This is a genomic window from Pseudokineococcus basanitobsidens (genome assembly GCF_037482545.1).
In the GTDB taxonomy this organism is placed as follows: Bacteria; Actinomycetota; Actinomycetes; order Actinomycetales; family Quadrisphaeraceae; genus Pseudokineococcus; species Pseudokineococcus basanitobsidens.
Genome location: NZ_JBBIAA010000004.1, coordinates 182,687 through 193,799 on the forward strand (window position 1 = coordinate 182,687; position 11,113 = coordinate 193,799).

At 73.2% G+C, this 11,113-nt stretch carries 12 protein-coding genes; 2 read left to right on the top strand and 10 right to left on the bottom strand.

What is annotated here, in order from left to right; all coding sequences use genetic code 11:
- Nucleotides 1-36: 36 nt before the first annotated feature.
- Together WDZ17_RS06465 and WDZ17_RS06470 are read right to left on the bottom strand one after the other, a co-directional pair.
- A complete protein-coding gene (locus tag WDZ17_RS06465) occupies nucleotides 37-786 on the bottom strand; it encodes an alpha/beta hydrolase (RefSeq protein ID WP_339574317.1) in 750 nt (249 codons plus the stop codon).
- A 55-nt stretch (nucleotides 787-841) separates the two neighbouring features.
- Nucleotides 842-1,240, bottom strand: a complete 399-nt coding sequence (locus tag WDZ17_RS06470; protein ID WP_339574318.1) for a hypothetical protein — start codon at nucleotides 1,238-1,240, stop codon at nucleotides 842-844.
- A gap of 322 nt (nucleotides 1,241-1,562) precedes the next feature.
- On the opposite strand from WDZ17_RS06470, the gene WDZ17_RS06475 reads away from it, so the two are divergent.
- Together WDZ17_RS06475 and WDZ17_RS06480 are read left to right on the top strand one after the other, a co-directional pair.
- Nucleotides 1,563-2,102: a hypothetical protein gene (locus WDZ17_RS06475; protein ID WP_339574319.1), complete on the top strand. Its 540-nt coding sequence runs from the start codon at nucleotides 1,563-1,565 to the stop codon at nucleotides 2,100-2,102.
- Nucleotides 2,102-2,659, top strand: coding sequence for an RES family NAD+ phosphorylase (locus tag WDZ17_RS06480; protein WP_339574320.1), 558 nt, complete (start codon nucleotides 2,102-2,104; stop codon nucleotides 2,657-2,659). Before WDZ17_RS06475 ends, WDZ17_RS06480 begins: the two co-directional genes overlap by 1 nt.
- Before the next feature lie 181 nt (nucleotides 2,660-2,840).
- On the opposite strand, the gene WDZ17_RS06485 is transcribed toward WDZ17_RS06480, so the two are convergent.
- The 8 genes from WDZ17_RS06485 to WDZ17_RS06520 all read right to left on the bottom strand — a co-directional run bounded on the left by WDZ17_RS06485 (nucleotide 2,841) and on the right by WDZ17_RS06520 (nucleotide 10,894).
- On the bottom strand, nucleotides 2,841-3,515 hold the full coding sequence (locus tag WDZ17_RS06485) for a hypothetical protein (RefSeq protein ID WP_339574321.1): 675 nt from the start codon (nucleotides 3,513-3,515) through the stop codon (nucleotides 2,841-2,843).
- A gap of 430 nt (nucleotides 3,516-3,945) precedes the next feature.
- Nucleotides 3,946-5,196 (bottom strand): MFS transporter, encoded by a 1,251-nt coding sequence (locus WDZ17_RS06490; RefSeq protein WP_339574322.1) that lies wholly within the window; start codon nucleotides 5,194-5,196, stop codon nucleotides 3,946-3,948.
- A 341-nt stretch (nucleotides 5,197-5,537) separates the two neighbouring features.
- The gene (locus tag WDZ17_RS06495) at nucleotides 5,538-5,831 is read right to left on the bottom strand and encodes a type II toxin-antitoxin system RelE family toxin (protein WP_339574323.1); all 294 of its coding nucleotides are present in this window, start codon (nucleotides 5,829-5,831) and stop codon (nucleotides 5,538-5,540) included.
- Nucleotides 5,832-6,023: 192 nt separating this feature from the next.
- Nucleotides 6,024-7,316: an MFS transporter gene (locus WDZ17_RS06500; RefSeq protein ID WP_339574324.1), complete on the bottom strand. Its 1,293-nt coding sequence runs from the start codon at nucleotides 7,314-7,316 to the stop codon at nucleotides 6,024-6,026.
- Nucleotides 7,313-8,023, bottom strand: coding sequence for a helix-turn-helix domain-containing protein (locus tag WDZ17_RS06505; RefSeq protein ID WP_339574325.1), 711 nt, complete (start codon nucleotides 8,021-8,023; stop codon nucleotides 7,313-7,315). The genes WDZ17_RS06500 and WDZ17_RS06505 overlap by 4 nt, the downstream gene beginning before the upstream one ends.
- A 339-nt stretch (nucleotides 8,024-8,362) precedes the next feature.
- Complete coding sequence (locus tag WDZ17_RS06510; protein WP_339574326.1) at nucleotides 8,363-9,331, bottom strand: NAD-dependent epimerase/dehydratase family protein; 969 nt, start codon at nucleotides 9,329-9,331, stop codon at nucleotides 8,363-8,365.
- A complete protein-coding gene (locus tag WDZ17_RS06515; protein ID WP_339574327.1) occupies nucleotides 9,328-9,621 on the bottom strand; it encodes a hypothetical protein in 294 nt (97 codons plus the stop codon). Before WDZ17_RS06515 ends, WDZ17_RS06510 begins: the two co-directional genes overlap by 4 nt.
- Nucleotide 9,622: 1 nt before the next feature.
- Nucleotides 9,623-10,894 carry a citrate synthase gene (locus WDZ17_RS06520; protein WP_422631861.1) on the bottom strand — a complete coding sequence of 424 codons (1,272 nt, stop codon included), beginning with the start codon at nucleotides 10,892-10,894 and terminating at the stop codon, nucleotides 9,623-9,625.
- Between the last annotated feature and the right edge of the window lie 219 nt (nucleotides 10,895-11,113).

Below are 11,113 nucleotides of genomic sequence, written 5' to 3' on the forward strand. Positions count from 1 at the left end.
CCTGTGGTGACTAGAGCCGTGCTCGTATGGCGATCGTCAATCGGTCGCGTCCTCCGGCGTCACGGATGTCCGTGCGGTCGACGCGGTGCGCGCGAAGGTGACGCTGCGTTCGATGACCTCGTCCGTCTGCTGGTGGGTCCAGGCGCTGTGCGGCAGACCGGTCCAGGTGTCGACGACGTGGTGGTCGCGGGCGGCCGCCTCGATGGCGTGCCGGTTGGCGTCGTCGACGAGGGCGTCCTGGGTGCACTGCACGACGTAGGCCGGGCACGCGACCCGGCGCCGGCACGCGGCGATGTCCGCCTCGCGGGCTTCGAGCCAGTAACGACCACGGACGAGCTGCCCGGCTTCTTCGAGGAGGTCGTCCGGGCCGACGTCCAAGGGGTCGGTGTTCGGGTCGGGCACCCACGCGACCAGCCCGCTCACAGCCGGCCGCTGGGAGGCGACGACGATGGCGGCCGACGCGCCCATGCTCTGCCCGAACAGGACCACGCGGCGGCCGCGGTCGAGCTCGGCGTCGACCAGTTCGGTGATGGTGGCGCACCAGTCGGTGAAGGAGGACTCCTCGTACTCGCCCGCGGAGTTACCGCTGCCGTATTGGTCGAAACGCAGGGAGGAGATGCCGCAGTCGGCCAGGCGACGTGCGACGCGCACGAAGGCGCGCTGCGGTCCGGTCGAGGAGCTGACGAACCCGTGGCAGAAGACCACGACGTCCTCGCCGCCGGTCTCGTGCACCGCGACGAACAAGCGGTGCCCGTTCACGACCCGCCACTCCGACGTCTCCACCATGGACACCAGCCTTCCGGATGAGGATCGTCTGCGGACACTGGGCGCTGGTGCCGCGTCAGGGGCGGGTGCCGGTCGAGGAGCTGGCTGGCGGCTCCGCTCGACACGGCGACGCAGGGGCGTCGGGGTCCTCGTGTTCGATCTCGTACTCGCACTCTCCGCAGTTCGGTCCGTCGAGGCCGTGCTCGAGCCAGACGTGGTGGCACGCCGGGCAGGTCTCTTCGGATTCGGTGCGGTGGAGGAGGGCGGCGGCGCGGCGTCTCAGTCCACTGATGACGAAGTAGCTGGCCAGGGCGATGAGGGTGACGTCGACGAGAACCCAGGGGAGCTCGCGCTGGCCGGTGACCACGTCCTCGAGTCGGAAGACCGCGAGGACGACGATCACCGCCTTCCAGATCTGATCCTTACGGTGCCGGTGCTCCCGAGCGGACAGCAAGAGGTCTTTCGGCGAGCTCACCGACGCAGTGTGAATGGCGGAGGGTCGTCGAGCATGACGATCGCGCGGGGACGACGGGGCCGTCACCTACCCGCGTCGTGCGTCGGCCGGTTCCGCCCTGCGCGCGCCAGTGGTAGCCCGGCCGCCACGTCCCAGTCGACGATCGGATGTGGGACGGCCGGGCGGCGCCGTCGTCGACGTCCTCGAGCCGGCGAGGCTCGCCGGCAGGCGGTTGCCTGCTGGGACGTACGAGAACGGGCCGATCACCGTCACTAGTCACCCGTGCGGGCGGCCCGGGCCGCGGAAGGTGGCGACCATTGCGCCCAACGCCTACCGTTGGTCCATGGTTGAGCCGGAAGCTCGCACGACGGCCCAGCAGGTGAAGCTCCGGGTTCCGGGGGCCCGGCAGGTCGAGGTCGACCTGGCCCCCGATCGCGAGGGGCGCTACAGGCTCCCGAGGGGCATGCGCGTCACGTCGGCGGCGCAGGCGAAGTACCACGTGAGGAAGATCGGCCGGCGCGGCAGGGCTTCCGTCGACTTCAAGGTCGAAGGAACGGCGCCGTACAGCACCCCGGCCGTAGCCGGCCGCCTGATCGACCTGCTCGGCAACAACACCGTCGCCGAGCTGCTCGGCGTGGCCAAGGACCGTCCTGGCCGGTGGGTACGTGGTCAGGGTGTCGAGGCGGCCAACCGCGCCGCGCTGGCTGACCTCGAGTCCCTGGTCGGCCAGCTCCTCGCTGCCTTCACCCCCGAGCAAGCCGCGCTGTGGCTGACGGGTGACAACGCGCACCTCGGCGCCCGGCCCATCGACGTGTTCCGGCTGCAGGGCAGCGCCCCGGTGGTGGCGGCTATCGCCGCTCGTGAGCAGGGCGCCTTCTCCTGATGGACGTGTGGCGGGTGTGCGTGTGGCTGCCAGGGCAGGTCGATCCCAGCAGCAACGGCCACCCGACCTACGTGTGGCCGCGACAGGGCCAGGGACGGGTGGACGATCCCGAGCACGAGTACCTGGTGCTCTACCTCAGCGACTCCCCGGCGGGCGCGGTCGCCGAGTACCTGGGGGACTACCCGCGCTGGACTCCAGCGGTGCTCCAGCCGCCACCGGCGGCTCCTCCCAGGAGTTCGGTCGCCTTGGCCCGCTTCGAGCTGAGCCAGCCAGTGCTCGACCTGGACGACCCGGAGGTGCTCAGCGAGTGGAACCTGCGGCCCAGCGAGGTGGTGACCCGCGATCGGCAGGTCACCCAGCAGTGGGCTCGGGCGATCTACGACACCCAGGACTACGCAGGAGTCGCTTGGTGGTCCCACCGAGAGCCTCGATGGGCGAGCCTGGGTCTGTGGGACATCAGCGAGGTCCGCTGGAGCGGGCAGGCGGAGGAACTCACGCTCGACCATCCCGCACTGCTCGAAGCCAGTGACGTCCTGCGGCGTCCGATAGAACCGTGACACCTGGGCAGTCGACAGCGCTTCGACCTCCGCGGTCACGGCTGGAGGATGGTGTGCGGGACTGCCACGGGGAGCGGGCGGTACTCGCGTCGAGGCGCCGCGGCTGCGCCGCCAGGGCGTCGCCTACCGGGACGAGCCGGGCTCGTCGTCCCGGCTGTCGCTGGCCGTGCGGCGGGTCCGGCTAGCAGCCGTAGCCAGAGGGGTGCCGGACTGCGCCCGAGGGGGAAACGACGGCCCGCTCGGGGTGGTCCAGGTCCTGCACCGGGTGCTCACCGCTCGGGCCGACGAGCGGTTCGTCGGGGTCGACGAGCAGGTGCATGCCGGCACGCACCTCGACCCCGGGCAGGACGTGGAAGCGCTCGTACGGCTCGGGGCCCCGCAGACTGAGCAGGAGGTCGACGGCCGCTGGGACGTCGTCGACGGCCACGGCCGCGTCCCGCTCGTCGTCCTCGGGCCGGATGCGGTCGCGCCACGCCTGCCGGGCCTCGCCCATCAGGGCCTCGACGTCGACCACGGCGAGGTCGAAGCGGCTCAGGACGCTGACCTCGGCCTGCGCCGGCAGCCGCGGCTCGGGGGGGTCGTCGACGGCGTCCAGGTCGCCGTACATCTCGGGGTCGAAGTCGCCGGCGGGGAAGACGAAGTACCCGGAGCGTTCCGCGACCCGCTCGTTCCACCTGGTGGCCGCCGCGAGCACGTCGGCGCGGAGCCGCACCAGCAAGGGGATCTCGGCCGAGCCGCCGTGCATGCTGCCCACCTCGCCGGTGAAGCCCTGCAGCACGGACACCAGCTCGTCGGTCGCCGCTTGCAGGTGCTTCGCGCTCTCCGCGGACCACGCCACGGGGTCGTCACTGCTCACGGCCGCAGATGATCCTCGCCAGCACCCAGCCGGTGTGCTCGAACCTCGGGCATCACTCGTCCGCTCAGCAGTCGTCAGCGGGATGCGCGCGCAGACGTCAGGAGGTCCGTGCCGGTGACGTCGTCGGCGTCGAGCAACCACGAGGAGGACTACGCCGACAGCGACCAGGAGGGCGAGTGCACCGCCGGTGATCGCTTCGCTGAGGTGGGGGATCACCACCTCGATGGGCTCGTTCGGGTTGAGCAGGGCGGCAGCGTGCACGATCACAGCGTCGCGGGCCGTGCGCCCGACTCCAACGTCATACGGAAACATCCACCCCTTCGACATCCAGAAGCCTTCGGCGCGCCCGGATGGCGATCGGTCTGCGGGAAGGTCGCCGCCCTCGTCGTTGTCCCTTCTACAGCTGCGCCAGGGCCGGTAGCCGATTGGCTCAGCTGAGTCGTCGTCGGCTGGTGAGAGCGAGCAGTAGCAGGCAGGTGTTGACGGTGGTGAGGAGGGCAAAGCCGCCGCGGGCGCCGGTGGTGTCGATGAGGATGCCGGCCAGTGCTCCTGCTGCGGCGCTGCCGGCGGCGCTGGCGGAGTTGGCCCACGTCAGCGCTTGGGTCAGGACCGCCCGGGCCAGGCCAGCTTCGGTCAGGACGGTCAGCTGCACGATGACCACCGGCACCACGAGGCTGGTCAGGGCGATGCAGGCGCCGAGGACGATCAGCCGCGGCACCAGGGGGGCGTCGTGGTCGTCGAGGCCGCTGACGGCGGCCGCGCCGGCGCAGCCGAGGACCATGACCGCGGCAGCGCAGCAGAGCTGGACGACGGGCGGCGCCTGCCAGTGCCGCAGGCCGTACGCCCAGGCCCCGACCAGGCCCGCGGCGCTGGAAACCCCGATAAGGCCCGTGGCCATCGCTGCGCTGCCCTGCTCGGTGGCCCAGGCAGTCATCGACAGCGTCACCGCACCGAAGTGCAACCCCAGCACCCCGGTGAGGGTGACCAGAACCGCGAAGCGAGCACTGCGCAGACCGTGGCCGGCGGCGTGCTCGCTGCGCTGACATCCACCGGGCCTCGGGCCGGTGGTCGGCGTCACGACGGGGGGCGCGGTGCGGGACTGGAGCGCCAACGCCGAGCCGCCGCCGACGACCACGACGACCGCACCTGCCGTGCCGGCCCACGCAGACCCGGTGGTCGCGGCCACGCTGACCAGGACCGGGCCGAGGAGGAAGGCAACCGCGTTGGCCAGGGACTCCAGGGCGAAGGCGCGCGGCAGCCACCCGCGGCGGTCGCCCAGCAGGGCGGCCCACCTGGCCGTGGACAGCGCCCCGAGCTGGGGGGTGCTGGCGCCGGCGACCGCGCCGGCCAGGACCAGGACGGCCACGGGCGACCCCGTGAGCACGGCGGCCACCGTCGCCACCACGGCTGCGGCGTGCACGGTGAGGACCCAGGGCAGGACGCGGGTCTGCCCCCACCGGTCGATCAGTCGCGCGACCTGCGGGCCGATGAGTGCCTCGGCGGCGGCGAAGGCGCCCACGACGAGGCCCGCGACGGCGAAGGCGCCACCAGTCCCGGTGATGAGCCAGATCAAGCCCAGACCGGTGGCAGCCACACCGACCCGACCACTGTTCGCGGCGAAGAAGAACCCGGCCGCACCAGGCAGGGCCAGCAGCACGCGGTATAAACCGTCGCCCTGCACGGCAGGGGAAGGGGACGAGTCAGAGCTCGGGGATGTCGTCGACACGGGCGGAGGCCTCTCGCGGCCCTGCCAGACGCGGTGGTCCACCGGCGCTCGCGGCGCTGGGACTCACGTCAGAAGTGACCACGGCGACGACGCTGACGACGCAGCGGACGGCACGCAGGCTTCCCTGGCCGGGCGGTCTCGATGCGGCCAGGCAGACACCTGACACCAGGAGCATGCCACCTCACCGCGAGCAGCAGAAGCCAACTGCAACCAGCGTCCCCACTTCCCCCGACGTCGCTGATCCGGTTGAGGATCCCTTGTGACGCGACGTCTCGGGGCACGGAGGGCGGCCCGGCTCAGCGCTGGTACGCGTCGCGGCGGTGCGCGACGTCCAGGACCGTGACCGTGCGATGCAGGTCGTCGATCCGGTAGAGGACGCGGTAGGTGCCGCGGCGGGCGCCGTGTCGGTCGTGCAGTGGTGCGCGCACCTGCTTGCCGACCCGGTGGGGGTCGTCCAGCAGTGGGCCGACGATGAACTCGTAGGCGGCGAAGGCCGGTGCCTCGGGCAGGACGTCGGTCAGCTGCCGTCGGGCTGTCGGGGTGATGACGAGGGAGAAGCGCTCGTCCTCGTCCTCGGACGGCGAGGTCACCGGGGCGGGGCGTCTCGGCGGCTGCGCATGGCGGCGGCCAGGTCGGCCTCGGACTCCTCGAGACCTGCGGCGAGCTCGGCGTCGGAGGCGGCCAGGCGCGTGACGACGTCGCTGTCGGACAGGACGGCGATCGTCTCCTCGAGCGCGTCGAGGTGGAGTGCACTCCTCGGGTCACGTGCTGGGGCGCGGAGGTCAGTGCGGCGACGTGGGGCGGCGGGCGCTGAGCTGCCGCCAGCTGCCGCCGGTGAGGGGGGCGAGGGCGACCAGGACGTAGGCGACGCCGATGACGGCGTACAGCAGCCGCAGGTCGAGGGCGTCGGCGGCGACGCCGGCGAGCAGGGAGCCGACGGGCATGCCGACCCAGGCGATGGAGACCATGAGGGTCTGGACGCGGGCGAGCATCCGCTGGGGCGCGAGTTCTAGGCGCAGCGTCCCGATGAGGGGGTTGAGCATCCCGGCGGCCAGACCGGTCGCGACGGCGACGGCCACGAGCGGGATGGTCTGGGCGCCGAGGGCGAAGGCGGCGGACAGGGGTCCGCCGGTGAGGACGAAGGCGCCGACGAAGAGGGTGCGGCGGGGTAGGCGGTGGCCCCAGGCGCTGAAGAGAGCGGCGCCCGCGACGGATCCGCCGGCCAGCGCGCCGCTGATGAGGCCGGCGGCGGTGGCACCGCCCAGCTCCTGCAGGGCGTACAGGGGGAGCAGGACGGTGAGGCGGGCGGTGTCGAAGGCGTTGAGCACGAGGACGACGAGGGCGATGTTCCGCAGCAGGGGTGTCGTGAGCACGAAGCGGGCGCCGTCGGCGAGCTGGCGCCAGTAGCCGGCGCCGTCCTCCTCCTCTGCCTCCTCCGCCTCCTGCGCCTGGTCGCCCTCGTGGTCCGCGGCGGGGACGGTGCGGGGGACCAGGGCGGTGACGAGCAGCGCGGAGACGGCGAAGAAGGCGGCGTCGACGAAGAAGGCCTGTGCGGGGCCGACGAGCGCCACGAGGACCCCGCCGAGGGGTGCGGCGGCGAGCATGGCGGTGCGCTCGGCCCCGGAGACGAGTCCGACGGCCCGTTCGAGGGGAACGTCCGAGGAGCGCGCCAGGCTCGGGAGCAGGACGGTGCGGGCGGTCTGGCCGGGGGTGTCGAACAGGCCGCTGGCGACCAGGAGGGCGAGCAGGCCCCACAGGGGCAGATGGTCGGTGGAGCCGAGGACGGCGATCGCGAGGACGGTCAGGCCGCTGACGACGTCGGCGGCGATGCTGGAGCGGCGGTAGCCGATGCGGTCCACGAGCACGCCGGTCAGGGGACCGCCGAGCACGACGGGCAGCGTCGCCGCGGTGGTGGCCAGGCCGACGTCGGTGGCGGACCCGCCGATCGCGCGGACGTAGAACGGGGTGGCGAAGATCGTGATGGTGTTGCCGGCCTGGGCCATGGTGTGGGCGACCGCCAGGCCCCCGAGGGCCAGCCGCGGGCGCCGCACCGGTGGCGCCGCCGGCGCGCTCACGACCGCCAGCCGTCGGCGCGGGTGTCCTCCCCGCCGACGGCGCCGTCGTCGCTCGACGCCTCGGGTGGGGTCTGCTCGGGGTCGGGGAAGAGCTGGTACTGCAGGGAGACCACGACGGCGTCGGCGGGCACGTCCCCGGCGCCGGGGGCGACGGCGGGGTCGTGCTGGCGGTAGCGCGTGACCAGCGCGCCCAGGTCGGCGCGCAGCGCGGTGACCTCGGCGGGGCTCAGCCGCAGCACGCGGTCGCTCAGCCCGGACAGCGCCTGCCACTGCTGCGGCCAGGTGTGCTCGGCGACCAGCCACGCGCGGGCCCGCTGGGCGTACAGGTCGACGACGGCGCGGTGGTAGTCCTCGCTGGCCGCGGCCTGCGCCTCGTCGCCTCGGGCAGGGCGGCGGGTGAAGGTCAGCTGGCTGGCGGCCTTCCACCACCGGTCACGGCCGTGCACGTCCCGGCCGACGAGGTCGGCAGGCTCGGCGTCGACGACGAACCCCGCCGCGGCCAGCTGGCGCAGGTGGTAGCTGGTCAGCCCGGAGGACTCCTGGCACCGCTGGGCGAGCCGGCTGGCCGTCGAAGGCCCCTCCAGCCGCAGCAGCCCGAGCATCCTCAACCTCAGCGGGTGCGCCAGCGCCTGCAGACGCGACGCCTCGGTGACGACGTCGCCAGGGGAGACGTCGGACGGGCCTGGCAGGGCGGCGGGGTCAGTCACATGGACATGATGACGTCGCAAGGCCGCCTATGCAAAGACAACTCGTCAAGGGGGAAGGTGTCAGGCGTCCGGTTGCGCGGTGCTGTCGTCCGTGGCGACCACCGGCACGTACGGCTCCCCGTGGTCGCCGCTCTCCGGCCGCACGACCAGGCAGCCGTCGAGGTCCTCGACGACGCCGCAGCGCGCTCCCGGCCCGCCGCGGCGAAGCTCTCCACCCCGACCCGCGCCCCGCCGTCGACGCCGACGCCGACGCCGACGCCGACGCCGACGCCGACGCCGACGCCGGAGCAGACCACCCCGATCTCCGGTGCCGCGTACGCGGGGGTCCTTCCCGTCACGTCAGGGCCGGGCGCCGCCGAGGTCGAGCTCTCCGGCGTCGACGAGCGAGCGCACGGCCTGGCGGCAGGTCTCGGCGGACGACCAGCGCGGCTCGAAGCCGAGCACGTCGCGCCCGCGACGCGTGCTCGCGCTGTGGCTGCGCAGCAGGTGGGCGCGACTGGCCTCGACGTGCTCCGGCGCGGTGACCTCGGCGAAGCCGTCCCAGCCCACGAGCTCGAGGACGGCCTCGCGGCCGAACCAGGCCGCCGCCGCCCGCGCGAGACCACGCGAGGTCATGGCCTGCGGCGAGACGGCGTGGAAGGCCAGCCCGGCGGCGTCGGCGCGCCGCTCCAGCACCCGCTCGTGCAGCGCGGCGACGTCGTCGGCGTGCACGTGGTGCATGAGCTCGGAGCCCGAGCCCGGCAGGACGAGGGGCTCCCCCGCGGCCAGGTGCTGCCAGACGGAGAGGTCGAGGTTGCCCGCCGGGGTGATGCACGGCCAGCCCGGCCCGCTGATGTGGCCGGGGTGGACGACGCTGCTGACGAGGCCGCCCGCGCGGGTCTCCGCGAGCAGCATCCGCTCGACGGCGTCCTTGGCGACGCCGTAGTCCCCGTAGGCCTCGCGGTCGTCGTCCTCGTCCATGGGCGCGACGGTCGAGTCCCCGTGGACCCACACCGTGCCGGTGTGCACGTGGTGGGCGACGCGTCCACGCAGGCCCTCGACGAGCTGGGCGGCCGACTCCTCGGTGAAGCACACGAGGTCGACGACGGCGTCGGGCCGCGCGTCGAGCACGCGGCCGGGGAAGGTCCCGGCGGCGTCCTGCGCCTCGCGGTCCACCGTGACCCGCTCCACCTGCTCCCACGCGGGGTCCGCGACGTACGGCTCCCGCGTCCCGCGGCTCATGGCGACGACCTCGTGGCCGGCGCGGACGAGGCGGGGCACGAGGAAGGAGCCGATGTGCCCCGTCGCGCCGACGACGACGACCCTCACGGCCGCGCTCCCCCGGAGGCCCGCACGTCGTGCAGCGCGCGGCGCTTGACCGCCTCGCCGAACACCGAGAGCCCCGCGCCCTGCAGGCACAGGCCGACGACGCCGCCGAGCACCCAGGGCAGGGCGTCCCCGCCGGCGCCACGGCGCACGGCGGCGTCACCCGTCACGCAGGCGCCGGCCCCCAGCAGCACGAGGCCGAGCGGCGCCAGCCGCGCCCAGGAGCGCAGGTCGGCGTCGTCGGAGCGCAGCGCCCCGAGCGCCCGACGGCCCGGGGCGTCGCCGCCGGCCACGTCAGCGCTGGTCGAGCGGCACGTACGCCCGCTCGGGCTCGCCGACGTAGACCTGGCGCGGGCGGCCGATCTTCGTCTGGGGGTCCTCCATCATCTCCCGCCACTGGGCGATCCAGCCCGGCAGGCGCCCGATGGCGAACAGCACCGTGAACATCCGGGTCGGGAAGCCCATGGCCTTGTAGATGAGGCCGGTGTAGAAGTCGACGTTCGGGTAGAGCTTGCGCTCGACGAAGTAGTCGTCCCGCAGCGCGATCTCCTCGAGCCGCAGGGCGACGTCCAGGCGCGGGTCGTTGACGCCGAGCTGCTCGAGCACCCGGTCCGCCGTCTTCTTGACGATGGCGGCGCGCGGGTCGTAGTTCTTGTAGACCCGGTGCCCGAAGCCCATGAGCCGGACGCCCTTCTCCTTCTTCTTCACCCGCTCCATGAAGGTGTCGACGTCGTCGCCGCTCGCGATGATGTCGTCGAGCATGGACAGCACGGCCGAGTTGGCCCCGCCGTGCAGCGGGCCGGAGAGGGCGTGGATGCCCGCGGAGACCGACGCGTAGAGGTTGGCCTGGCCGGACCCGACCATGCGGACCGTCGACGTCGAGCAGTTCTGCTCGTGGTCGGCGTGGAGGACGAACAGCTGGTCGAGCGCCGACGCCAGCGCCGGGTCGACCTCGTAGGGCTCCGCCGGGAAGCCGAACGTCATCCGCAGGAAGTTCTCGACGAGCCCGAGGGAGTTGTCCGGGTAGAGGAACGGCTGCCCGAGCGTCTTCTTGTGCGCGTACGCGGCGATCGTCGGCAGCTTCGCCATGAGCCGGACCGTGGAGACGTCGACGGCGCGGGAGTCGAACGGGTCGAGGCTCTCCTCGTAGAAGGTGGAGAGCGCGGAAACCGCCGAGGAGAGCACCGGCATCGGGTGCGCGTTGCTCGGGAAACCGTCGAAGAAGTTCTTGAGGTCCTCGTGCAGCAGCGTGTGGCGGCGCAGGTCCGCGGAGAAGCCGTCGAGCTCGTCGGCGCTCGGCAGGTGCCCGTGGATGAGCAGGTAGCTCGTCTCCAGGAAGGTCGAGTGCTCCGCCAGCTGCTCGATGGGGTACCCGCGGTAGCGCAGGATCCCGGCGTCGCCGTCGATGTAGGTGATCTCGGAGCGGCAGGACGCCGTGTTGACGAAGCCCGGGTCGAGCGTGACCAGACCCGTCTCCTTGAGCAGGCCCGAGACGTCGACGCCGGCGCTGCCCTCGGTGGCCGGGACCGTCGGCAGCGGCAGCTCACCGCCGGGGTGCTGCAGCACCGAGCCCTGCTCGGCGGGCCCGTCCTGCTCGCCGGTGGAGGTGCTGTCGGCCGGGGTCTGGCTCACGGGCGTCTCCTCGCAGCTGGGCGGCTCCGGTGCGGGGCCGCTCGTCGTCGTCGCGGGCGGTCGCTGCCTCGTCGGCGCGCCGGACGCGTTCGCACGCTACCGGGCGCGGGGGGGGGGGGGGGGGGGGGAGAGGGGGGAGGGGGAGTGGTGGGG

What these genes read in the sequence shown, in the direction of transcription:
- WDZ17_RS06465 (WP_339574317.1), bottom strand. Translation starts at nt 786, where the DNA reads ATGGTGGAGACGTCGGAGTGGCGGGTCGTGAACGGGCACCGCTTGTTC.
- WDZ17_RS06475 (WP_339574319.1), top strand. Translation starts at nt 1,563, where the DNA reads ATGGTTGAGCCGGAAGCTCGCACGACGGCCCAGCAGGTGAAGCTCCGG.
- WDZ17_RS06480 (WP_339574320.1), top strand. Translation starts at nt 2,102, where the DNA reads ATGGACGTGTGGCGGGTGTGCGTGTGGCTGCCAGGGCAGGTCGATCCC.